The sequence below is a fragment of the Streptomyces sp. NPDC055955 genome, assembly GCF_042270245.1.
Classification (GTDB): domain Bacteria; phylum Actinomycetota; class Actinomycetes; order Streptomycetales; family Streptomycetaceae; genus Streptomyces.
In genome coordinates, this window is record NZ_JBHJYS010000026.1 from 80675 (window position 1) to 103536 (window position 22862).

At 71.2% G+C, this 22862-nt stretch carries 22 protein-coding genes and 1 pseudogene; 11 read left to right on the forward strand and 12 right to left on the reverse strand.

Annotated elements, in window-relative coordinates; all coding sequences use genetic code 11:
• Window positions 1–102 precede the first annotated feature (102 nt).
• Window positions 103–606, forward strand: coding sequence for a GNAT family N-acetyltransferase (locus ACFC96_RS38030; protein WP_340456673.1), 504 nt, complete (start codon window positions 103–105; stop codon window positions 604–606).
• Window positions 607–962: 356 nt separating this feature from the next.
• Here ACFC96_RS38030 and ACFC96_RS38035 read toward each other — a convergent pair whose 3' ends face one another.
• Window positions 963–1430: a DUF1348 family protein gene (locus ACFC96_RS38035; RefSeq protein WP_376616782.1), complete on the reverse strand. Its 468-nt coding sequence runs from the start codon at window positions 1428–1430 to the stop codon at window positions 963–965.
• 147 nt (window positions 1431–1577) lie between these two features.
• Between ACFC96_RS38035 and ACFC96_RS38040 the strand changes: the two genes are divergently transcribed.
• The 3 genes from ACFC96_RS38040 to ACFC96_RS38050 all read left to right on the forward strand — a co-directional run bounded on the left by ACFC96_RS38040 (window position 1578) and on the right by ACFC96_RS38050 (window position 3153).
• Complete coding sequence (locus ACFC96_RS38040; RefSeq protein WP_340456675.1) at window positions 1578–2015, forward strand: nitroreductase/quinone reductase family protein; 438 nt, start codon at window positions 1578–1580, stop codon at window positions 2013–2015.
• Between the two features lie 86 nt (window positions 2016–2101).
• Window positions 2102–2638, forward strand: coding sequence for an NUDIX hydrolase family protein (locus tag ACFC96_RS38045; RefSeq protein WP_116505047.1), 537 nt, complete (start codon window positions 2102–2104; stop codon window positions 2636–2638).
• Between the two features lie 140 nt (window positions 2639–2778).
• On the forward strand, window positions 2779–3153 hold the full coding sequence (locus ACFC96_RS38050; RefSeq protein WP_376260871.1) for a DUF1330 domain-containing protein: 375 nt from the start codon (window positions 2779–2781) through the stop codon (window positions 3151–3153).
• 38 nt (window positions 3154–3191) lie between these two features.
• Here the strand turns inward: ACFC96_RS38050 and ACFC96_RS38055 are convergent, their stop codons facing one another.
• The gene (locus ACFC96_RS38055) at window positions 3192–3701 is read right to left on the reverse strand and encodes a hypothetical protein (protein ID WP_376616784.1); all 510 of its coding nucleotides are present in this window, start codon (window positions 3699–3701) and stop codon (window positions 3192–3194) included.
• A gap of 143 nt (window positions 3702–3844) precedes the next feature.
• Between ACFC96_RS38055 and ACFC96_RS38060 the strand changes: the two genes are divergently transcribed.
• Both ACFC96_RS38060 and ACFC96_RS38065 read left to right on the forward strand, forming a co-directional pair.
• Window positions 3845–4276 carry a PPOX class F420-dependent oxidoreductase gene (locus ACFC96_RS38060; protein ID WP_340456678.1) on the forward strand — a complete coding sequence of 144 codons (432 nt, stop codon included), beginning with the start codon at window positions 3845–3847 and terminating at the stop codon, window positions 4274–4276.
• Window positions 4277–4383: 107 nt separating this feature from the next.
• Window positions 4384–7170, forward strand: a complete 2787-nt coding sequence (locus tag ACFC96_RS38065) for a SpoIIE family protein phosphatase (protein ID WP_376616786.1) — start codon at window positions 4384–4386, stop codon at window positions 7168–7170.
• A gap of 40 nt (window positions 7171–7210) precedes the next feature.
• Here the strand turns inward: ACFC96_RS38065 and ACFC96_RS38070 are convergent, their stop codons facing one another.
• The 3 genes from ACFC96_RS38070 to ACFC96_RS38080 all read right to left on the reverse strand — a co-directional run bounded on the left by ACFC96_RS38070 (window position 7211) and on the right by ACFC96_RS38080 (window position 10335).
• The gene (locus tag ACFC96_RS38070) at window positions 7211–8320 is read right to left on the reverse strand and encodes a DUF6183 family protein (protein WP_376616788.1); all 1110 of its coding nucleotides are present in this window, start codon (window positions 8318–8320) and stop codon (window positions 7211–7213) included.
• Between the two features lie 6 nt (window positions 8321–8326).
• Window positions 8327–8746: a hypothetical protein gene (locus tag ACFC96_RS38075; protein ID WP_340456681.1), complete on the reverse strand. Its 420-nt coding sequence runs from the start codon at window positions 8744–8746 to the stop codon at window positions 8327–8329.
• Between the two features lie 164 nt (window positions 8747–8910).
• Window positions 8911–10335, reverse strand: coding sequence for a hypothetical protein (locus ACFC96_RS38080; RefSeq protein ID WP_376616790.1), 1425 nt, complete (start codon window positions 10333–10335; stop codon window positions 8911–8913).
• Between the two features lie 61 nt (window positions 10336–10396).
• Here ACFC96_RS38080 and ACFC96_RS38085 point away from each other — a divergent pair, with 61 nt between their 5' ends.
• Complete coding sequence (locus tag ACFC96_RS38085) at window positions 10397–11152, forward strand: TetR/AcrR family transcriptional regulator (protein ID WP_376260883.1); 756 nt, start codon at window positions 10397–10399, stop codon at window positions 11150–11152.
• Between the two features lie 303 nt (window positions 11153–11455).
• Window positions 11456–12514, forward strand: a complete 1059-nt coding sequence (locus ACFC96_RS38090; RefSeq protein WP_376616792.1) for a PucR family transcriptional regulator — start codon at window positions 11456–11458, stop codon at window positions 12512–12514.
• Between the two features lie 96 nt (window positions 12515–12610).
• On the opposite strand, the pseudogene ACFC96_RS38095 reads toward ACFC96_RS38090, so the two are convergent.
• Together ACFC96_RS38095 and ACFC96_RS38100 are read right to left on the reverse strand one after the other, a co-directional pair.
• Window positions 12611–12691: pseudogene (locus tag ACFC96_RS38095) on the reverse strand (hypothetical protein); the annotation flags it as partial.
• On the reverse strand, window positions 12679–13224 hold the full coding sequence (locus ACFC96_RS38100) for an RNA polymerase sigma factor (RefSeq protein WP_376616794.1): 546 nt from the start codon (window positions 13222–13224) through the stop codon (window positions 12679–12681). The gene ACFC96_RS38100 and the pseudogene ACFC96_RS38095, both read right to left, overlap by 13 nt.
• A gap of 162 nt (window positions 13225–13386) precedes the next feature.
• Here ACFC96_RS38100 and ACFC96_RS38105 point away from each other — a divergent pair, with 162 nt between their 5' ends.
• The gene (locus ACFC96_RS38105; protein ID WP_376616796.1) at window positions 13387–15600 is read left to right on the forward strand and encodes an acyltransferase family protein; all 2214 of its coding nucleotides are present in this window, start codon (window positions 13387–13389) and stop codon (window positions 15598–15600) included.
• Here the strand turns inward: ACFC96_RS38105 and ACFC96_RS38110 are convergent.
• Window positions 15560–16750, reverse strand: coding sequence for an amidohydrolase family protein (locus ACFC96_RS38110; RefSeq protein ID WP_376616798.1), 1191 nt, complete (start codon window positions 16748–16750; stop codon window positions 15560–15562). The genes ACFC96_RS38105 and ACFC96_RS38110 overlap by 41 nt on opposite strands.
• A gap of 170 nt (window positions 16751–16920) precedes the next feature.
• A complete protein-coding gene (locus ACFC96_RS38115; RefSeq protein ID WP_376260890.1) occupies window positions 16921–17715 on the reverse strand; it encodes a phytanoyl-CoA dioxygenase family protein in 795 nt (264 codons plus the stop codon).
• Window positions 17716–17750: 35 nt separating this feature from the next.
• On the opposite strand from ACFC96_RS38115, the gene ACFC96_RS38120 reads away from it, so the two are divergent.
• Entirely contained in the window at window positions 17751–18644 is an 894-nt protein-coding gene (locus ACFC96_RS38120) for a helix-turn-helix domain-containing protein (RefSeq protein WP_376616800.1), read from the forward strand.
• 219 nt (window positions 18645–18863) lie between these two features.
• Here ACFC96_RS38120 and ACFC96_RS38125 read toward each other — a convergent pair whose 3' ends face one another.
• A complete protein-coding gene (locus ACFC96_RS38125) occupies window positions 18864–19718 on the reverse strand; it encodes a helix-turn-helix transcriptional regulator (protein WP_376260894.1) in 855 nt (284 codons plus the stop codon).
• A 189-nt stretch (window positions 19719–19907) separates the two neighbouring features.
• Between ACFC96_RS38125 and ACFC96_RS38130 the strand changes: the two genes are divergently transcribed.
• A complete protein-coding gene (locus ACFC96_RS38130; RefSeq protein WP_376616802.1) occupies window positions 19908–20405 on the forward strand; it encodes a hypothetical protein in 498 nt (165 codons plus the stop codon).
• Between the two features lie 226 nt (window positions 20406–20631).
• On the opposite strand, the gene ACFC96_RS38135 is transcribed toward ACFC96_RS38130, so the two are convergent.
• Together ACFC96_RS38135 and ACFC96_RS38140 are read right to left on the reverse strand one after the other, a co-directional pair.
• Window positions 20632–21855 (reverse strand): cytochrome P450, encoded by a 1224-nt coding sequence (locus tag ACFC96_RS38135; RefSeq protein WP_376616803.1) that lies wholly within the window; start codon window positions 21853–21855, stop codon window positions 20632–20634.
• Entirely contained in the window at window positions 21852–22568 is a 717-nt protein-coding gene (locus ACFC96_RS38140) for a tRNA-dependent cyclodipeptide synthase (RefSeq protein WP_376616805.1), read from the reverse strand. The genes ACFC96_RS38135 and ACFC96_RS38140 overlap by 4 nt, the downstream gene beginning before the upstream one ends.
• Between the last annotated feature and the right edge of the window lie 294 nt (window positions 22569–22862).

Here is a 22862-nt window from a genome sequence, read left to right on the forward strand (position 1 = left end):
CCGGTGAGCCGTCGGGCCGGAGGTCGAGTGACTCGGGGTCACCCGGCCCGGGGACGCCGAAATCCATTTGAATGGCCCGCACGAGCCGCAGAGGGTGCAGGTATGACGACGGACCTTCGCCTGGAGGCGATCACCCCGGCCAACTTCGAGACCGCGACAGCCCTCGAGGTCCGGCCGGATCAGCAACACTTGGTCGCCCCCGTGGTGAAGTCCCTCGCCGAGGCCTACGTGCATCCCCAAGTGGCCTGGCCCCGGCTGATCATGGACGGGGGCCGGGCCGTCGGCTTCCTCATGGCCTTCTTCGACATCGACTTCGCCGGGGACGGTACGGGTGCCGACGTGCGCTCCGGGCTCTGGCGTCTGAACATCGCTGCCCATGAACAGGGGCGGGGGTACGGCCGCTTCGCGGTCGAGTCCGTGGCGGACGAGATCCGGCGCCGCGGAGGAACCCGACTCACGGTCACGTGGCACCCCGGTGCGGGTGGCCCGGAAGGGTTCTACCTGGGGCTCGGGTTCCGGCTGACCGGCGAGACGAGCGGGGATCAGACGGTCGGGGAGCTGGACCTGGCTCAGCAGCCTGCCGCCGGACGGTCCCGGACGGCGTAACTCAGGGCGCCGGGCGGGTGTCCTGTGCGTACGGTCGGCGAAGGGCGCCCTGACCGGAGGGCGCACCCGGGCGGCCTCGCGGTCCACTTCGCACGTACCGCGAGGCCACCCATCACCGCATCGGGCGGGAGCACGCATGTGTACCGGCGCCACACGCCGGGCACCGTGAACGGCTGTGCGGATATGGGGAGTTGAGCACCATCCCTGCGGAGCCGCACGTTCCGTCCGTTCGCGAGGCGTGCTTCCGATCAAGTCCGGAGTCTGTGAAACTTGAACAGTCGCGCTCGTCGTGGCAGCCCCGCCGTCCCATCCCCGTGACGGCGGGGCGCTACGCCGTGACGTCGCGCGGAGCGAGTTCACAGGCCGAGATCGGTGAGGCCCGGGTGGTCGTCGGGGCGGCGGCCGAGCGGCCAGTGATACTTGCGCTCGGACTCCTCGATCGGCAGGTCGTTGATGCTCGCGTGGCGCGTGCGCATCAGGCCGTCGTCGTCGAACCCCCAGTTCTCGTTGCCGTAGGAACGGAACCAGTGGCCGGAGTCGTCATGCCATTCGTAGGCGAAGCGGACCGCGATGCGGTGGCCCTCGAAGGCCCACAGTTCCTTGACGAGGCGGTAGTCGAGCTCCCGGTTCCACTTGCGCGACAGGAACTCCACGATCGCTTCCCGGCCGGTGATGAACTCGGCGCGGTTGCGCCAGCGTGAGTCCTCGCTGTAGGCCAGGGCGACCTTCTGCGGGGAGCGGCTGTTCCAGCCGTCCTCGGCGAGGCGCACCTTCTCGATCGCGGTCTCGCGGGTGAAGGGCGGAAGGGGTGGGCGTGTGGACATGGCTGCCTGCCTTCGAAGGGTCAACTGGGGCCGTTCTACAGGAGAACGTAGGCTTCCGGCGCGCGCGCCACCAGGACAGGTTCGCGTGGGACACGTTTCGAGCAGGACGAGACCGAGCAGGGCACGCCGGAAGGGGAGGAGTAACGCATGGCGAAGTCGTACCGTGTCGGACCCGGGACGCGCGCGGTCAACAGGGTTTTCCTGACCATGACCCGGCTGGGGATGGGCAAGGGCTACCGCCACATCCTGACCGTGAACGGCAGGAAGTCCGGCCGCACGTACTCCACCCCGGTCGACGTGATGTCCGCGGGCGGAGAGCGCTGGCTCGTCGCCGCGTACGGGGTGAGCGACTGGGTGCGCAACGCGCGTGTCGCCGGCGCGGTCGGCCTGAGCCGTGGCGGCCGCTCCCAGAGCCTCCGCGTGGTCGAGCTCGGACCCGAGGAGAGCGTCCCCGTGCTGCGGCAGTACCTGCGGGAAGTGCCGGTCACCCGGGCTTACTTCGACGTGACGCCCGATTCGGCCGACGAGGATTTCGCCGCCGAGGCGGCGCGGCATCCCGTGTTCCGTCTCGTGCCGTTTGCCTGAGTTCGTGTACGCCCGTCCGCCCCCGATCGTGGTGTTGCCTGGAGCGGCGTGCGTGACGCGGCAGACGATGAAAGTACGATCGCCCAATGTCTGATACGACCGAGACCACGCCCGGCTGGCTCACCTCCGACGATCTCGAGCTGGCGCGCGCACGCATGCCGATCCTGTACGTGGAAGCCGTACCGGTGCGAGTCGACAACAATGGTGAAGTCACCCACATCGGACTGCTGTTGCGCATCGGGCGGGACGGAACGGTCAGCCGCTCCTTCGTCTCCGGCCGGGTGCTGCACCACGAACGCGTCCGCGACGCGCTGCTGCGTCATCTGGAGAAGGACCTCGGCCCGGTCGCGCTGCCCCGCGTACCGGCTTCCCTGCAGCCTTTCACTGTCGCCGAATACTTCCCGACGCTCGGCGTCACGCCGTTCCACGACCCGCGCCAGCATGCCGTGTCCCTCGCGTACATCGTCCCGGTGACGGGAGACTGCCGGCCCCGGCAGGACGCGCTCGACCTGGTCTGGTTCACCCCGGAGGAGGCCTCGTCGCAGGTGGTCCAGAACGAGATGCCGGGCGGGCACGGCGTCCTTCTGAAGCAGGCGCTCGCGTACGTGGGGGCCCTTTCCTGAGCGGCGAACGGATGGATGGCCGGCGAACGCCGCGGTGCCGCCGGCAACTACCTCAGAGGTAATCGACCCCTCGCATGCCCGCGGGCTACGTTCAGGTCCTCGTCTCCGCACCGCGAGGACCTGAACGAGGGAGCCCGACCGTGCCCGCCTATGGCTTCGCGCATCTTCGCAGCCGTCGGCATCACGCCGACATCATCGAGTACCTGGAGCGCATCCAGGCCACGCTCGATCCCTTCGAGGGCCGCTTCGTCATCCATGGGCCGCCCGCCGAAGTGGTCGAGGGGAGCTGGCCCGGCAGCATGGTGCTGATCGAGTTCCCCGGCCTCGCCGAGGCGCGCGCCTGGTACAACTCGCCCGCGTACCAGGACATTCTGCGGCTGCGGACCGACCACATCGAGGGGGACCTGCTGCTGATCGAGGGCGTCGGACCGGGCTATGACCCGACCGAGCGGGCCGCGAAACTACGGGCCGAGGCGGAACGGCCGGGCGCATGGCCGAGGCGGGAACGCGCCTGACCCTCAGGACGCTGTCGAGGCCGCAACGTGCCCGACCCTCACGACGCTGTCGAGGCCGCGGAGGCGTCCGTCCGGGACTTCGAGCGCGCGCCGTCGCACACGAGATTGACGATGACGGCGACCGGAGTCGTGGGGGACGCCGCGGTGGTGGGTGGGAGGGTGGCTGCCGCCGTCCAGTTGCCCTTGCGCAGAGTGAGGGACGTGGTGCCCATGTCGGGACCGCTCTTCCAGCCGTGGTCGGAACGGGCACGGGCGAAGCCGGCCTTCAGGGCCGCGCCGGCCTTGGCCGACTCACCCCGTCCCGTCAGCCGCTCGGTGCACTCGATGACGATCTGATCCTGCGGCGCCCGATCCAGCGTGACGCCCTCCGCCGCCAGCGCGGACGTCAGCTCGCGCACCGCGGTGTCCGCGGACAGGCGTGGTCCCGCGGATCGTGACGGAAGCGGGCCCTTGTCGTCGACGAGGCGGGCACATCCCGTCGCGGCCGCTGTCGCGGTCACCGCCATGACCAGTGCCACGATGTGCGTCGTCACCTGACGGCGTCGCATGATCCCGTCCATCCCCTCGAAGCCCCCCACGGCAGACCAGTGTCCCATCCGTGCGCCGAGGGGCCGCGGGCGCCCGGTCCTGCGATGCGGTGAGCGTGTGTCCAAGGGGAATAGAGGCATCGGATCGGGACTTGGTTCTGTATATGACCGAGACTTCGTTCAACCCGCGCACGCTCCTCGCCCAGAGCCGACTCGGTGTTCTTGCCACGATCAAGTCGGACGGCCTGCCTCAGCTTTCCCCTGTCATGCCCTTCTACGACGAGGAGGCCGGTCTTCTTCACGTCTCGATGACCGAAGGGCGGGCGAAGACGGCGAATCTGCGCCGCGACCCGCGCGCCGCACTGGAGGTCACCAGCGCCGACGGCTGGTCGTGGGCCACGGCCGAGGGCCCGGTGACACTCGTCGGACCGGGAACGGATCCGAACGGCCCCGAGGTCGAGGCCCTTGTCGACTACTACCGCGCCGCGTCCGGCGAGCATCCCGACTGGGACGAGTACCGGTCGGTGATGGTGTCGGACCGCAGGGTGCTCATGACGATGACAGTCACACGCGTGTACGGGTCCCAGGCGGGCTGACGCGTTCGCCGGGTCACATCTCGTGAGCGAACTCGTCACGACGCTGCCCTGTGTGCCTCCCCGGGCGGCGCTTCGCCCCTGATTACGCACAGTGTTACAAAGGGGATATGACGCAGTCCCTCGGGCGGCCTGCTGCCCGACACGGGGGCGCAGTTTCCGGGGAGCCACGGCGCTCCTGGGGACGGAGCCTCCGCTCCCTCGTCAGCGTGCACAGCGTCGCAGGCCAGGTGTTTCTGCTGCAGCTGACACTGACCGTGCTGCTCGTCGTCGCGGCCGGCACGGCGCTCGTGCTCCAGGCGAGGGACTCCGCCATGAAGGCTGCCGGTCAGCGCTCGGTCGCGACCGCCGAGGCGTTCGCCCACTCCCCGGGGACGCTGGCCGCCATGAAGTCCGCCGACCCCGGCGCCGTGCTCCAGCCCGCCTCGGAGGCGACCCGCAAGGCAACCGGTGTCGACTACGTCGTGACGTTCAACCCGGCGGGCATCCGCTGGTCCCACCCCGACCCGCGCCTGATCGGCAAGCACGTGGTCGGCTCGTTCGCGCCGGCGCTCGCCGGCCGTACGGTCACCAGCACGTTCAACACGTCCGTCGGCCCCGCCGTGAACACGACCGTCCCGGTCATCGACACCGACGGCTCCGTCGTCGGCATGGTGAGCGTCGGGATCACCGTGGAGAACGTGAACGCCGGGGTGTCGGACAGACTTCCCCTGCTCGTGGGGTCCGCCGTCGGCGCGCTACTCGTGGTGACGGCCGGTTCGGTCCTCGTGAGCAAGAGGGTGCGCCGCCAGACCCACGGCCTGGACCCCGCCGAGCTCTCGCGCATGTACGAGCACCATGACGCGGTCCTGCACGCCGTGAAGGAAGGCGTGCTCATCATCAGCGGGGACGGTCGGCTGCTGCTCGCCAACGACGAGGCGAAACGGCTCCTCGGCCTGCCCCCGGGTTCGGAAGGGCAAGCCGTCGCGGACCTCGGCCTTCCCCCGCACATGGCCGAACTCCTCGTCACAGAGCGTGTCGTGACCGACGAGGTGCACAGCGCGGGCGACCGCATGCTCGCGGTGAACGTGCGGTCGACCGCCCTGTACGGCGGGCCCGCCGGCAACGCGGTGACACTGCGGGACTCCACCGAGCTGCGGGTCCTCGCGGGCAGGGCGCAGGCGGCCAGGGAACGCCTGCAACTCCTGTATGACGCGGGCGTGCGCATCGGGACGACCCTGGACATCGTACGCACCGCGGAGGAACTGGCCCAGGTCGCCGTCCCCCGCTTCGCCGACGTCGTCACCGTCGAACTCCTGGACGGCGTCATGCGGGGCAGCGAGCCCAGCGGAGACACCGCCGAAATGCGCCGCACGGCGGTCACGGGCATCGAGCGCAAGGACGTGTTCTATCCGGTGGGCGAACTGATCCGGTTCGTCCCCTCGACGCCGATGGCGAAGTCCATGAGCGCCGGCCACGCGGTACTCGAGGCCGATCTGCGCGCGGCGGGTGCCTGGCGCAAGCAGGAGCCCGAGCGGGCCCGGCGGATCCTGGCACACGGCATCCGCTCACAGATTAGCGTGCCCCTCAGCGCCCGCGGCATCGTGCTCGGCCTCGCGAACTTCTGGCGCATGGAGAGCACCGGGGCCTTCGAGTCGGAGGACCTGTCGACCGCCGAGGAACTGGCGGCCCGCGCCGCGGTGGCGATCGACAACGCCCGCCGCTTCACCCGCGAACACGCGATGGCCGTCACCCTGCAGCGCAGCCTGCTGCCCGGCGCGCTCCCCGAGCAGTCCGCGCTCCAGGTCGCCCACCAGTACCTGCCCGCCGAGGCGGGGGTCGGCGGTGACTGGTTCGACCTCATTCCGCTGCCCGGCGCCCGCGTCGCCCTCGTCGTCGGCGACGTCGTAGGGCACGGCGTACGCGCAGCGGCCACGATGGGGCAGCTGCGCACCGCCGTCCACAACTTCTCGTCACTGGACCTGACCCCCGACGAACTCCTGAGCCACCTCGACGATCAGGTCACCCGCATCGACGCCGACGCGGCACGCGAGGGCGAGGGCGACGCGGCGCGCATCGTCGGGGCGACCTGCCTGTACGCGATCTACGACGCCGTCACCGGGCACGTGACGGTGGCCTCGTCCGGCCACCCAGGGCCCGCGGTGGTCCTCCCCGACGGCACCGTCACCTTCCTCGACGTCCCCGTGTCCCCGCCCCTCGGGCTCGGCGACAGCATGCCGATGGAGACCCTCGAACTGTTCCTGCCCGAAGGTTCCCAACTCGTCCTCTACACGGACGGTTTGATCGAGGGCCGCCACCGTGACTTCGACACCGGCATCGAGATGCTGCGCGCCGCCCTCTCCGACGGTGCGGACCGCACCCCGGAGGAGACCTGCGCGGAGGTCCTCGGCGCGGTGATGCCGGAACGGCCCGACGACGACGTCGCCCTGATGGTGGCGCGCACCCGGCTCCTCGACCCCGGGCGAGTCGCCGAATGGGACGTGCCCTCCGACCCGGCGGCCGTCGCGCCCGTACGCTCCGCGTGCCTGCGTCAGCTCGAGACGTGGGGCCTGGACGGGATCGCGTTCACCACCGAGCTCGTCCTCAGCGAACTCATCACCAACGCCATCCGCTACGGCATCCAGCCCATCAGAGTCCGCCTGCTGTACGACCGCGACCTCATCTGCGAGATCTCCGACGGCAGCAGCACCGCACCCCATCTGCGCCGGGCCGCCACCACCGACGAGGGCGGACGAGGGCTGTTCCTCGTCGCTCACTACGCCGAACGCTGGGGAACGCGCTATTCGCCGCGCGGCAAGGTGATCTGGGCCGAGCTGTCCCCGCACGCCGGAGAGCCGGAACCCGCACCGGACCTCGGCGACGACTTCCTGGATCAGTGGGTCGAACCGGAGATCTGACGGGGCGCCGAGCCCGGCCGCACGCCCTGGTGGTGCTCGATCAGTCGGTGTCCGTGGCGGCGAGGACGGCGAGCCGGCGACGGTCGGGCGAGAGCGCGGCGATGCCGTAGTCGGCGCAGACGTCGTTGTGGAACCACTCCGCGTCGGCCTCGAAGTGGAACCACGTGCTCTGGCTCGCGTGGCGCTCGACGTCCTCGGCGCTCGCGCCCTCGGGGGTCCCGCTGAGGCCGGCCAGCGAACGCCATGCCCAGAGCCGTCCGTAGGCACCGTGGACACCCTCGCTGTACATGCCACCCATCGACGCCGTGGCGAAGAGCAGCCGCCAGATCTCGTCCACCGGGCGGGCCGCGATCTCGAAGCGGGCCGTGGGGCCGAGTCCGTCGAGGCAGCGCAGGGGAAGGGTCGGGAGAAGAGCGGGCACCTGCTCCGGCGAGATGGCCTCGTCGAAGCGGAAGACCCACGCCCCGTGGCCACCCCACTCCCCGGCCTCCGGGGCTGCGACGATGCTCGTGTGCACGTCCGTGGTGGCGACGTCCTGAAGAGCGGAACGCCGGGACGTGCGTGGTGTGGGCGGATCCATCCGGCCCTCGGTGGGCAGACCCGTACCGCCCGCTCTGGCGGAGCCGCGCAGTGAGCGGCTGGGGAAGTCGACGGCGGTCTCCATGTCGCGGAGCCGGTCCGGCAGCCACGCGAGGGCGGACCAGCCCGGCCGGACGATCGTCCAGGTGCGCAACGGCCCGAAGTCGTCGATGTCCACGCCGCGAAGGATCAGCTCGTGGAAGAGACAGCCCCGCAGCTCGTCGAGCCGGTCCGAGTGGGGACGGTCGAACACGACGGCCGCCAGGTCGGCGGGCTCCTGGTGTTCGGCCAGGAGCGACGCGAGGAAGCGAGGGTGGTGGCCGGTCGACGCCTGCTTCTCGTCGAGGAGCAGGAGCAACTGCGTGAGGCTGTCACGGCCGCGGGTGAGAGCAAGTACGCGTACGACATGGGCCAGCCGGCGTCCGTACTCCCGCGTCAGCTCGGCGGCGGCCTCACGCCGGTCGGCCAGCCGCGCCCCCAACTCCCGCAGATACGAGGTGTCACCGCGCGCCGCGCGCCCCTCGACCTGGTCCCAGTCGAGCGGGACGAGGTCATCCTTCGCGTCTTCCACGGTCGGTCACCCTACGGGACGGGCTTCGCGTCGGGTCACGACGACCTGGACGTCGTCCTCGTAGACGACGTGGCCCGGGTCGGTGGACCGGACCGCGCGGCATTCGACTCCGTGGGCGGCGAGGATGTCCAGGTAGCCGGCGACGCGCTCTATGAGGTGCGTCGCCGTCGGCTTGAACCAGGCGGTGGCGGTGGGGTTCACCGCCGGGTCGTAGACCGTCGGGTCCACGGTCGAGGGGTCGGGGTACGCGAGGTCGTACCAGGCGTTGTTCTCGCGCCGGAAGCGTTCCTGCTCCTCGCTGAGTCTGCCCGCGCGGCCGAGCCGGTTGACCAGGCCGAAGACGCCCGTGAAGTGTCCCCGCTCGTTCGGCGTGACCGCTTGGAAACGTACGTACTCGGTGGGCCCGGCGCTGCCTTGAGTCGTCATCGGGCGATCTTCGCATGTCTGAGCGGGCGGCTTCCGTGCGGTGGCTGAGTGGTGCGTTCACCAGGGTTTTGGTCCTGGCGCCGCGGCGGCCGGTGTCCTGACGGACCGTCCACCGCCGCGAGGCGCGGTGCCGGCATCCGCGGGCCCGGCACGATCCGAACGCTCTAGGCCGGCCCGGCGAACAGGAACACGGGGGTCACGGACACGGGGAGGCGGACCAGCGCCCCGTCACGCGTCACGGGCACGGCGGCCCCGAACGCGTCCACGGCGTGAGCCTCCGTATGCGGCCAGGGACGTTCGATCTGTGTGGGCGGCTCGTCCTCGCCGGTGAACACGTCCCCTGCCGTCCACACGACCTCCAGGGGGCCGCGCCCGGGCCGCGACACCTCGAAGACGTACAGGTCCGGACGGTCCCCGGCCGCGAGGCGGCGCACGCCGTCGGCGCCGTCCAGATGTCCGGCCAGGCGGGCGAACGCGTCGGCCGAGGCGTGACGGACGGTCAGCTCCGGTCCGTCGTAGTCGAGCAGGGCGAGCTTGCCGAACAGGAATCCCATCATGTTCAGCCGGTCGCGGTACCCGGGGATCTCGGGCGCGAGGTTCCAGCACACGGTGCGGGTCACGCCGGCGGCCAGGGCGAGAACGTTGCGGGTCACGACCTGGCGGCAGTTGATCCGGTCCCGGCGCGCGGCGAGTTCCGGAGGGCAGTCCTCGAGGAACATCCGCAGAGAGTCGGGCAGTTCGGCCTCCCGTGCGTACAGCGCCCGCATGGTGCTGCGGTCCGGCGGCTCCGCCTGCGCACCGGTGGCGGGTGACGTGAACGCGGCCGTCATCTCCTGCTGGAAGACGGCCTGGGCCTCGGGGAACTCGAACAGGGTCGGTCCGTTGTACTCGCCGGCCACCACGGGGCGTTCGTAGCCGTGCCGGCGCATCATCGCGTGCACGGACTCCACGTGTCCCGGGATGTCGTGCGGGTCGCCGTACAGGTGCACGGAGAAGAGGTCGAACGCGTCGCGGCCGTGCTCCACCACGTGGTCGAAGAAGGCGCGCTCCTCGCTTCCGGGCGGGCTCGACAGCACGTCGTAGCCGCAGCCGCCGAGGACGATCCGCGCGCCGGGGTCGGCGTCACGCACCACGCGGGCGAAGGTCGTCAGCTGCTCGACGTACTCGGGCGCGGTGCCGTCCCAGAGGAGGCCCGTGTTGCTCGGCTCGTTGTTGCACTGCCAGTAGTCGACACGGCCCCGGCAGCGGGTCACCAGGTGGCTCACGAAGCGCGCGTACCGCGCCGTGTCACGTGCCGGGGAGGACGGGAGGAACGCCGAAGGGTTCCGCGTGGCCCAGGGCGAGCTCGAACAGACCGTGACCCACGCCTCGTCGGCCGGGTCCAGCTGGTCGAGGATCGCGTCCACGACGGTCCAGTCGTAGCGACCGGGTTCCGGCTCGACCTGCCCCCAGTACACGTAGACACGCGCCAGCGAACCACCCAGGGCCCGGATCTGCGGGACGAAGGGATCCGGCTTGCCGAACATGCCGTAGCTGATCCCCCGGACGATACCGAGCCGGATGCCGGCGGGTGCGGCGATCGGGTCCATGACGCTCTCCTTACGCTTACGTTTATGTCATAAACTCTAGCTGATGGCATAAACTACAACCATGAAGGACGAGCAGGCAGCGGCCGGAGACTTCGGTACGCCCTTGATCTGGACCCGCGCGGAGCCGCCCAGACGACGGCAGAGCCCGCTGGAGCGGGACGACATCGTGCGGGCCGCGACGGCCGTCGCCGACGAGGGCGGAGCGGAGGCACTGACCATGGCCGCGGTCGCCCGACGCCTCGGGCCGTACACGCCGATGGCGCTGTACCGCCATGTGATGAGCAAGGACGGACTCGTCGACCTGATGCTCGACGCCGCCACCGCGGAGATTCCCGTCCCCGCGGAGCCGGGCCCCGACTGGCGCGCCGACCTGCGCGGAATCGCCACGGAGAGCTGGGCCATGGCGAAGAGGCACCTGTGGTTCGCGCAGCTCGTCCCGACCCGCCCCCCACTGGGGCCCCACATGCTGCGCCGCACCGAGTTCCAGCTGCGTGTGCTCGTCGGGCGCGGCGCCGCACTCGGTGAGGCCGTCGCGTACGCCGCCCTGCTCGACCGCCATGTCTTCGGCGGCGCGCAGCAGGAGGCCGAGGAACACGCGATGCGCCGCCGGCTGGGAATCGACACCCCGGAGCGGCTGGCCGCGGCGGTCGGCGCGGTCAGGGGGGTGGCGGAACAGGGCGGGCACGAACTGCTGGCCCGATGGATGGAGGAACCCTCCGGGCCCGACATGGACGAGCAGTTCACCCTCAGCCTGACGTTCCTGCTCGACGGCATCGAGGCACGTCTGCCAAACCCGGAGGGGCATGGGAGGACCTGACGGGGACGCGGGTGAGATCCGGTGGGCGGGTGTGGTGGGAACGGCTGTGCCGACTCGGAACGCCCGCCGTCGAGAGGGGCCTCGAAGGCCGGAGTCCTCGACGCGGCGCGGGCGGCCGCCGAAGAGGGGGCGATCCGCAGGCCCTCCGGCGCTACCGCGAGCCGCGGCAGGCCGCGGACGCGGAGCACGAGCGGGAGACGGGGCGGCCCGCGCAGCGGACGTGACCCTCGGACCCCCTGGCACAACACCCCTGGACCTGCGCTAAAAAGGCGACAACGACTCATCAAGATTCCAGGGGCGAACATGGCGGACCATGGCATACCCGAAGCGTCTCTCGACGGTTACGTCCGCATCCTCGCCGCGGCCGCCGCCACCGGACGGCGTCTGACCCGCGACGAACTCGCATCCCGCCGCGCCGTGGGCGAGCGCGCCGCCGAGGCGGGCCACGGTCTGCGCGCCCTGGTCGGCGCGCACCTGGAGGCGACGCGTACGCACTGGCCGGCCACCGCGGTGTCGCCCGACGCCGTGCTCGCCGCCGTCGCGCAGGCCGTCGACGCGTTCGCCGAGGGGTACGAAAGGGCGCAACGCGCCGCCGTACGCCAGGAAGAGGCCGCGCGCCGGGAATTCATCGACGACCTGCTGTACGGGCGCAGCGACCTCGGTCTGCTCGCCCAGCGTGCCGAACGCTTCGGGTTGCGCCTGTCGTTCGAGCACGCGGTCGCCGTCGCGCAGGGAACCGTCGCGTACGGCGAAGGAGACGCGGTTCTCCGCGAGGTGGAGCGCGCGCTCATCGGACGCTTCGGCGACCGCAGCATTCTGCTGACCACCAAGGACGGCCGTCTCGTCTGTGTCGCCCCGGGCGACCAGGACGAGGTCCTCGCGTTCTTCGCCAAGCATGCCTACGCCGCCACCGACGGGTGCCAGGTGGCGATCGGGCGCCCGCAGCCGGGTGCCGGTGGCGTCGTCCAGTCGTACGAGGAGGCGCTCAACGCCCTGAACCTCGCCGAACGCCTGGAACTCGACGCGCCCGTCCTGCGGGCCGCCGACCTTCTCGTCTACCCGGTCCTGACCCGCGACCGCCAGGCGATGGCCGACCTCGTGCACAGCGTGCTGGGCCCGATGCGCGACGCCCGCGGGGGAGCGCAGCCCCTCCTCGACACACTCACCGCCTACTTCGACGCGGGCTGCGTCGGAGCCGAGGCGGCGCGCCGGCTGTCGTTGAGCGTGCGCGCCCTCACGTACCGGCTGGAACGTATCCACCACCTGACCGGCGCCGACCCGTCCGACCCGGTCCACCGCTACACGCTGCAGACCGCGGTGATCGGAGCGCGCCTCCTCGACTGGCCCGCCGTCGCCCTCTGAACGGTCCTTCGCGGCCCACGCGTCGACGGACGCCCGCAGCCGCGCCCTCGCCCGCGACAGGCGTGAACTGACCGTGCCCGGTGCCACGCCCAGAATCTCGGCGGCGGCCTCGGAGCCGAGCTCGGACCGGCCGCACAGCAGGACGACATCGGGTTCGGCACGGTTCAGCCCGCCCAGCGCCGTGCGGGCGGTGGCGACCCTGCTCGGCGTCCGCGATGCGGTCGGCCACCTCGTGCGCGAAGTCCGGCGGGTGCTCGCCGGCGGGCAGCCTGGCCAGGGCCGCACGGTGACGACGGGCCGAGCGGGACTGATTGCGCAGGACGTTCAGGCCGCCCAGCGCCGTGCGGGTGGCGGCGACCCTGCTCGGCGTCCGCGATGCGGTCGGCCACCTCGTCCGCGAAGTCCGACCGGTGCTCGCCGGCGGGCAGCCTGGCCAGGGCCGCACGGTGACGACGGGCCGAGCGGGACTGATTGCGCAGGACGTTCAGGCCGCCCGGGACGAAGGGCCGCAGCGGGGCGTTCTCGCGGCGCACCGTCTGCCGGAGCCGCCATATCTCCAGGAAGGTGGGCGAGACGACGCCCTCGGCCCGCGCCCAGCCGCCCGTCGCCCGCAGGGCCGTGCGATGCACCTCGGGAGAGGTGTCGCCGAAGAGCTCCGCGAAGGCGTCGGCGTCGCCCGCCCTGATGCGGGCGCGCAGTGAGTCCTCCATGACCGCATGCTCCGCTTCGCGGCAGCTGTTGCGTGAGCCACGCGATGGTGCCCGGCGCCGGCGCAACACCGCGCCACGCGAAGACGCCCTGACGGTGAACAGCTGATTGAACGCTCAAAAAGAGGCTGCGCAACACGAGGGGCCGACCGGACAGTTCCAGACGTGACCAGGACTCCATACGCCGGACATCGGGCAAGAACGTACACCGCAGACACCGCAGACACCGCAACCGGTCCCGCCGCGCAGTCGACGGGGACGGTGGAACGGAGGTCCGCGCCCGGCTCCGGGCGCACCTCGCCCCCGCCCGGCGCGACACACTCCGGACCTGCGCAACGCCCGGACATACAGGGGCTCCGGGCCCTCGCCGTCACGCTGGTCGTCCTGGGCCACGCCGGGGTCACCAGGGTCAGCGGCGGTTATGTCGGAGTCGACGTCTTCTTCGTGATCTCGGGCTTCCTCATCACGTCCTCGCTCCTGCGCGAACTGTCCGCCACGGACCGCATATCGATCCGTGCGTTCTACGCCCGCAGGGCGCTGCGCCTGCTCCCCGCCTCGGCCCTCGTCGTCCTGGTGACCCTCGCCGGGTCGTGGCTGTTCCTGTCGAAGGTCCGCTTCGCCGAGTACATGAGCGACGCGTTCGCGAGCGCTCTTCACGCCGTCAACTTCCGCCTCGCGGCCACGGGCACCGACTACCTCGCGCAAGGCAGCCCGCCGTCCCCGTTCCAGCACTTCTGGTCGCTGGCCGTCGAGGAGCAGTTCTACCTGCTGTGGCCGCTGCTCCTGCTGCTGGGCCACCAGCTGTCCCGGCGGCGCCGCGCGCTCCTGGCGATCCCCCTGGTGGCGCTGTGCGCAGTGTCGTTCGGGCTGAGCGTCCGCGTGACCGGGCGGTCCGCGCCCTGGGCCTACTTCGGGTCCCACACCCGCGCCTGGGAACTGGGCGCCGGGGCGCTGGTCGCGCTCGCCCTGCTCCGGCCTCCGCGCCTGCCGGCAGGCCTGGCCGTGGCGATGACGTGGGCCGGTCTCGCCTGCGTGATCGCCGCGGCGCTGCGATTCGACGCCGACACGCCCTTCCCGGGAACGGCCGCGGTGGTCCCGGTCGTCGGCGCCGCCCTCGTCATCGTCGGCGGCACCTCGACCGCGTGGCCGGGAGCGCGCCGGATGCTCACCGCGCGGCCGGTGACCTGGCTCGGGGGTGTGTCGTACAGCTGGTACCTGTGGCACTGGCCGTTCCTGGTCATCGGGCCGAAGGCGCTGGACCGGCCCGCCGGCACACACCTGTTGCTGGCCCTCGGCGCGGCCGCGCTGCTGCCGGCCTGGCTGACCCTGCGTCTGGTCGAGAACCCGGTGCGCTTCCACCGGGCCCTGCGCGGCCGCCCCGGCCGAGGGCTGCGGCTCGGCCTCGCGCTGAGCGCCGTCACCGCCTCCACCGCGCTGGTCGCGGCCGCTTTCCCGCCGTCGATCAGCTCCGGCGCGCCGGCCCCCGTACTCAAGGACGCCCTCGCCTCCGCCCCCGACCCCGGCGCGCGCCTCACGCGGGCCCTCGGCACGACCGGGAACCGCCTGCCGGACAACCTCACGCCGCCGTTGACGGGGATCACGGAGGTACGGTCTGCCGTGTACCGGGACGGGTGCCACCTGAACTACGCCGGCACGAGCACGCCCCTGTGCGCGTACGGAGAGCGGTCCTCGAAGCACGTCGTCGTCCTCTTCGGCGACTCCCATGCTGCCCAGTGGTTCCCGGCGCTCAACGTCCTTGCCCTACAGCATCATTGGAAACTGATCTCGATGACCAAGGCCTCCTGCAAGGCGGCGACGGTCACCACGCTCAACGCCCACCGTCCCTACGTGGCATGTGACCGCTGGCGCGCCGACGCCCTCGCGCGGATCGACAGGCTCCGTCCCTCCCTGGTGCTCGTGTCCTCCTCCGACGCCGGGACTCCTGCGAAGACGATGCGCGATCCGCTCGCGGGATGGACCGACGGCTACGTCCGGACGTTCCGCCGGCTCGCGCCGTCCGGCGCCCGTGTCGTCGCGCTCCTGGACACACCCTGGCCGCGCGAGGACGTGCTCGACTGCGCCGCCACCCACCCTCTCCAGCTGCGGAACTGCTCGGTCCGCGTACCCGATGCGCTGCGCGACGTGACCCGCCGGAGCGCCACGAGGGCCGCGGCACGTTCGGCCGGCGTCGACGTGATCGACCCGCAGCCGTGGCTGTGCACCACGCACGGCGACTGTCCCGTCGCGGTGTACGACACCTTCGTCTACCGGGACGAAAGCCATGTGGCCGAGGGCTACGCCGAAGCCCTGGCGCCGGTCCTGGGACGGGCGTTGGGGGTCACAGGAGCGAACCGAGCACCTGACCGCCCAGGACAGTGACGTCGAGGCGGGTCAGGGCCGCCATGTCGGTGAACGGGTCGCCGTCGACGACGATCAGGTCGGCGTCGTAGCCGGTCCGGACGCGTCCTTTGCGGCCGCCCAGACCGCATGCCCTCGCCGCCACCGATGTCGCGGTGGCGAGGGCGTCGGCAGCGGCCATGCCGCCCGACACGAGGTCCATGACGGCCCGGGGCAGGATGCCGTGGGGTGCGCCCGGTCCGATGCCTCCGTCCGTCCCGGAGATGATCGTGACACCCGCCAGATGCGCGCGGACGACCCTCCGGCGCAACGCGTCATAGCCCGGGCCTGCCTCACGCATGTGCTCCATGAGCCGCGGCGGAGACACGGCCGCCGGCACGCGGCCGAGCGCCGGGCAGACCACGATGCCCTGGGCGGCCAGGGCCGCGATGGCCTCCTCGGGCACGTGCACGCTGTCGGCGGCGAGGAACGTGCAGTGCTCGATCCCGTCGACGCCGGCGGCGATCGCGTCGCGGATCGACACCAGGGCGTGCGCGTGAGCGGTGACGGGCAGTCCCACGGCGTGCGCCTGCCTGACGACGAGCGCGAGCTCCTCGGCCGTGAACCGGCCCTGGTCGAGCGGGGATCCAGGGGGGAGCACGCCGCCCCCGGCCATGATCTTCACGACGTCGGCGCCGCGCTCCGCCCGCTCATGGACGGCGGCGCGCAGTCCGTCACTCCCGGACGCGCCGCCGCCCAGGTGCCGGCAGCGGCCGCCCCGGCTCGTGAGAGCCGGCCCCGACGCCACCACGGTGGGCAGGCCGGAACGGGGACGACGCGCGCGCCAGTCCACGACCGACCACGCCACGTCCCCGAGGTCGCGCACCGTGGTGACACCGGCGGCCAGCTGGATCCGCAGCGACCGCTCGATCGTGCGGAACAGCTCGTCCTGGGACCGCCCACCGAGCCGTTGCAACGCCCCTGGTCCGCCGTCGCCGACGAGATGGACGTGCGTGTCGACGAGGCCGGGAAGGAGCGTGCCCGACGGCCGGTCGAGGACCTCGACGCCCGTCGGGACCCCGAACCCTGCCGCCTCGACCCCGGCGATCCGCCCACCGTCCACGAAGACGACCCCGGCGCCCTCGACGACCGTGCGGCCGTCGAAGACCCGTGCGATGCGAAGCGCCAGCATGGCGGTCCTCCGGCGCGGGCGTGCAAGCGGCGCGACGGGTGGGCCTACGCGCCGGCCACCCGGTACTCGTGCTGTCGGCGGCCTGTTCCGAGGCCAGCTCACCACGCGCGAACTCCGGCGGCACGCCGCCCGATGCCATACGAGGCATGCCCCGTGGCCCGCGAGGTGAGCTAGTGCGGCGACGTGACCGGGAACTCCGTACCGCAGGGGCCGCCCCCCTCGGCCTCGGCCAGGAAGACCTCCTGGCCCTCCAGCGTGAACGTGCGGTAGTGGCGGGCGATGCGGCGGGCCGAACGCGGGGCGTAGTGGCACACGAAGCTGCGGCGGAACCGGTCCGTGGTCGTGTTCGGCTCGGAGCCGTGGACCAGGCTGCCGTTGAAGAAGAGGACGTCGCCTGGCTCCATGTCGACCGGCACCCGGGCGAGGCCGGCCGGCGGCGGCACGTACTCCCTCGTGAAATACGTGTCCGGGTCGGCCTCCTCGGGACAGAAGAGGTCCATGAGATGGGTGCCCGGGACGACTTCGAGCCCCCCGTTGTCGCGGTCCACGTGGTCGAGCGCCACCCAGGCCGCGACACAGGTGCCCGGCTCGACCCGCAGATAGAAGTTGTCCTGATGCAACGCCTGCCCCCGCGCGCCGGGCGGCTTGAAGTACAGCATGCTCTGTGCTGCTATCGGCTCCTCGTCGATCAGCTCGGCGACGATCGCGGTGATCCTCGGGTCGAGCAGGTAGCGCATGGCGGTGTCGTCGATCAGGTGCGGGTGCATGATGCGCGGGTACTCGCGCAGCGGATCGTGCGGGCCGTCGGGATCCTGCGCCGACGGCTGGAAGTGTCCTGGTACCGCTCCTCGTTGAGGGTATTCCATGAAACCGGCGCTGAGCGCGGCCACCTCCTCGCGCGACAGGAGCCGGCGGGCGATCGCGTAGCCCGAGGCCAGGAAGGCCGGGACGTCGACTGTGTTCATGCGACGACCGTAGAAGCGGCCTGGTGTGCCACGCTATGCGCGTGTCCGCCACAGACCTTCGTGAAACTGCTGCACCGCCCCCGGGCGTCCTCATCGTCGGCCGCCACGACGGGCAGCCCGACTACGCGGTCCGCCGGACGGCAGGCGCCCCGAGCTGGCTCCTGCTGTGGACGGAGTCCGGTGCCGGTCACGTCCGCCAGGGCGGCGCCGAGACGACCGCCGGCCCCGGGACCTCGGTGCTGCTCGCGCCAGGCGTTCACCACACCTACCGGACGGCGCCGGACGCCGAGCACTGGGGACTGTGGTGGGCCCACTTCCTGCTGCGCCCCGGCTGGGAGCGGCGCCTGCGTCCGTACGACCTCGGCAGCGGCTGCCATGTGATGCCCGACCTCCACCCCGGAGCGCGCGCCGGCGTCGCCGCGGCGCTGCGGCAGGCACACGCCGACAGCCGCTGGACCGGCACGGGCGCTCCGCCCCGCCCGGTGGGCGCCACGCGTCGCACCGCCCCGGCCTCGGTGGCGACGGGACCGGATGCGGCCGCGCTGGCCCTTGGCTCCGTCGAACGCGCCCTGCTGCTCGCCACCTCCCCGTCCGGCGCCGTCGGCCCCGGCGACGCGCGGGTGCGCCGCGCCCAGGCCCTGATCGACGCCGACCCCGCGGCCGCGCACACCGTCGACTCCCTCGCCGCGGCGGTGGCCCTGTCACCCTCGCGGTTCGCCCACCTCTTCGCCGAGGAGACCGACTCCACGCCGATGCGAGCCCTGCGGGAGGCGCGGCTGCGCCATGCGGCGTGCCTGCTGACGAGTACCGAACTCACCGTGGCCCAGGTGGCCGCGGCCTCGGGTTTCGCGGGACCCTTCCACTTCAGCCACGCCTTCCGCGGCAGGTACGGAACGCCGCCGAAGGCATACCGGTCCGCCGCCAGGTAAGGGCGGACCCGCGGACCCACGGCACGGGCGGTGTCACGCTTCGGCGGACCGCGTGGCTCGGCGGGCCACACGACTCCCGGCCCGAGCCCTGTGTGACGCCTGACGGCGCACACGTGGGCCTGCGCGTCCCTGCCGACGCGTGTGTCACGCGGTTCGTGCAGGAGACGGGCCGGTCAAGGTCCATGGCCCGTACATGGAGCCCGGCCGCTTCGAGCCGCCCTACGTCCACGGGGCGCGGGAGTGCTGTCCGGCGAGTGTCTGGGTGCCGATGACGCCGAGGAGCGCGAGCCGTTCGGCGTCCTGGGTTCCGGGCTCGGCCGTGTAGATGATGATGCGCAGGCCGGTGCCGGCGACGTTCAGGATGTCGCAGTCCAGCGTCAGGGCGCCCACCTCGGGATGATCGATCGTCTTGCGCGACGCCTCCGCCTGTCCGACGGCCCCGGAATCCCACAGCTCGGCGAAGCGGTCACTGTGCGCACGCAGCTCCGCGATCAGCCGGCGCAGCCGCTGGTCCTGCGGATAGCGGCTCGCCGCCGCACGCAGGTCGGAGACCTGCGCGGTCTCCAGCGCGCGCAGGGACTCCGGCGTGTGACGGACGCGGCCGGCCGGGCCGAGGAAGTTGCGCCACACCGCGTTGCGCTCGTCGCCGTGCCGCTCACCCATCAGCGCCGTGTACAGGGGATTGGCCAGGAGCAGCGTCCACGTGGCGTCGGAGACCGCGACGGGCGTCCCGGTCAGCCGGTCCAGCATCCGCTGGACGCTCGGCGTGATGAAGGCGGGCACCGTGCCCTGCCCCGGCGGTACGAGCCCGGCCAGGTGGAACAGGTGCTCGCGCTCGCTCGCGGACACGCGCAGCGCCCGGCCCAGCGCCTCCACGACCTGTTCCGAGGGGTTGGTCGCGCGCCCCTGTTCGAGGCGGGTGACGTAGTCGACGGAGATGCCCGCCAGCAGGGCGAGCTCCTCGCGGCGCAGTCCGGGCGCGCGCCGGGAACCTCCGACGGGCAGCCCGGCCGCCTCTGGCGAGACCCGGTCGCGCCAGCGCCGCACCGTGTGCCCGAACTCCGTGGTCGCCATGACTCCACTGTGCACCGCCCGGCGCGGATGTACCTGGTACTGGGAGTCCCACCCGGTGAGCCCGAACCCGTGACGATCGGGCGACGACCACAACCTGTCGAGGCCTTCGACGGTCTACTCCGGTCAAGGCGGCCGAGCTCCGCTCCATGAACTCGCCCGCGCCGAACGCCTGTGAAGGGTGCCTGGCTCGTGTTCGTCTTTCTGGCACTGCCCGCTCTGCTCGCGATCCCCGTCTGGGTCGTCGCGGTGGTCGTCAAGTTCATCTCCGTGGCCCTGCCCGGCCGCAGGGCCGACTGGTCACGTGATCTGCTGCGGTGGTGTGCCGCGATGGCGGCGGCAGCGGCAGTCTGTCTGTACGTGCTCGGGCTCGGCGCGGTGCAGCTGTCCGCGCACGAGTCGGAGAGCGGCGCCTCCTCGTCTCCTGCGCCCTCGTGCCGCGACGCCGACGTCGACGACAGCACCCTTCAGCACCTGGTCGGGCACCGGGCCTCCTACGTGCCCTTGCGCTTCGACTGTGTGCTGGACGACGGAACCACGTACCCGAGCAGCAGTGGGTACGCGTGGCTGAACGGGCTCACCGCCGTGTTCGGTGTCACGGCCGGCGTGCTGGTCGTGACGGTCGGAACGTCTTTTGTGACGCGGCGTGTTGCTCTGCGGGCAGCAGCGCCGGTGGCTCCCCTGCGGTAAGAAGCGGCCTCCGTGGCGACTTGGATCAAATCTGCCACCGGCCACCACCTTGATGTGAACTCCGCTTCCTTCGGGGCGAGTTGCTCCATTCCGTACGCGAGGGTCGTGGCCTCGAAGAAGCGGCACGTTCATTCTCGTCGGGTGTCACGTCCGAGTTGCCGGGACGGCACGGGAAATGACCAGCGGCCCCCGGCACGTGTCGGGGGCCCTGTCGTCCGCGCGCGATCTACCAGAGGATCGGCAGGCGCTCGGGGATGCGCTTCATGAAGCCGGTGCGCCACACGAGTTGCTCGATCGGGACCGCGAGATCGAGGTTCGGCATCCGGTCGAGGAGGGTCTCGATCGCGATCTGTGCGTGTCGCTTCCCGAGGGCGGTAGCGGGGCAGTAGTGGCCGCCGCCACCGAAGCTCAGGTGTGCGTTCGGGTTGGGCCGGTCCAGGCGCACGGTGTGGGGGTCGTCGAACTCGGCGGGGTCGTGGTTGGCGGCCTCGACGAGCACCAGGAGGAGTTCGCCCTTCTGCACGGTGACCTCTCCGAGCTGCATCGTCTCCGTGGCGATGCGCGGGAGGCCATCGGCAATGGACAGGTTGATGCGCAGCAGCTCATCCACGGCGGCCGGGATCAGCTCGGGCTCGGAGACGAGCCGGGCCTTGAGGTCGGGGTTCTGGACCAGCGAGACGATCGCCATGGTGAGGAAACCCATGACGCTGATCACGCCGGCCCCGAACATGGTGACGCCGACGGTGGCGAGCATCTCGTCTGTGGGGTGGTCATACGCGGGATCCTCGCGCAGGGCGGCGAGTTCGCCCATGAGGCCGCCCGTGTCGGGGTCGTTGAGGCGCATCACCATGTGGGCCATGTCGCGGTCCCAGTTCATGGCCGCCGCGGGGATCTCGCGGGGACTGTTCATGAATGCGACGTCGAGGGAGCCGTACAGCGCCGCGGAGTCGGCCTGTGGGATACCGAGGATGTAGCAGTGCAGGCCGGTCGAGTACGGGACGGTGAAGTCGTACCGCAGATCGGACGGTGCCCCGGCGGACACGAGCCGGTCGACGAGGTGCGCGGAGTGCTCGCGAAGCCAGTCCTCCAACCCCGGGGCTTTGGGGTTGAGGGCCTTCAACACTGCTTTGCGCAGTCCCGCGCCGGTGATGTTGCCCATGTTGTTGACGACCTCCGGGGGGATCGTCAGCGCGTACTGACGTGGCATCCCGGGCGCGGACGTGTCCTTGAGCGAATACCGGGCGTCGTCGAGGACTTGTCTGCACAGCGGATAGGAGGAGACGAGCCATGCTTCTGCGCCGGCGATGGTGCGGACTCTCTTGACGGGCTCACTGGTGATCAGGTGTGCGATCTCGTCGGGGAGCCGTGTGCCGTTGGCGTCGAACGGGAACCGGGGCAGCGGATCGGCGTCGTGGTTGACGGGGCAGCCGGTGATCGTGGCGGTGGTCATGCGGCGTGCTCCTGGTCGTCGGTGGTGGCGGGGGTGATCACGGCGTGTCCCTGGTTGCGGGAGGCGCGCAGGCCGGATCCACGGGCGTACAGCAGGTCGGCCAGCGGGAGGGCCTGGTGGTAGAGGTTCAGGCTGGAGGGGACGCCCAGGATGGCCGGGGTGTCGAGGAAGAGAGGTGCTTCGGCGCAGACGGAGCGGATGCATGCCTGGCGTTGTCGCTGGGTGGCGCCGAGGCCGCCGACCTTCGTTTCGAGGAACCGGGCGGCCAGTTGGTCACACACGTCGCGGAACTCTTTGTCGTCCTTGAGCATGACGTCCAGCTCATCGCGGATCTTGCGGTAGGCGGGGATCTGTACGAGGTCCGACATGGGGCGTCCGCGCAGTCGCTGCCCCGATGGGTCCAGTGATCCGACGGCGGCTGTCACCTTGGCGCGTACGCCGCGCAGGTTCTTGACGGTCTTGCGCTGCGCTTCGACGGAGCCGTAGCCGAGGGCTTCGAACTGTTCGGCGACATGCATGTCGGTCCAGATCAGATCGACTTGACGGAAGTTGTCCAGGCCCCATGCGGCCAGACCGAGGACCCTTTGATGGGAGAAGTATCCGTTGCCCGAGGAGATGCCGATGACGGCGTGTTCGCCTTCGTCGTGGATGACGCGGCAGTGGGGTGTGTAGGGCTGTACGGCGAAGGTTTCGGTGCGAAGTGCAGTCGTCAACTTCTTTGACGTCCCTCGGAGTTGCTAGTCGCGCAGGGCCTTGTGCCCCGGGTGTGGCAACTCGATCACGACGCTAGCCGAGGGATGCGCTGGTTATCCAGGGTTACCGGCCAGTCACAGGATGAACAGAAGGTTGCGGCATCTTCCGTGCGAGTGCACCAACTCGTCGGCCAACACGGGGAGTTCACAGGTTGGCGGTTCGCTCTTGTGTTCTACTTCCGTGGCGCGACATATCCAACCGTCCAGTCCTGCCCCGGGGGTACACGTGGGCAGGGCCAGAAGGGGCATGTTTTG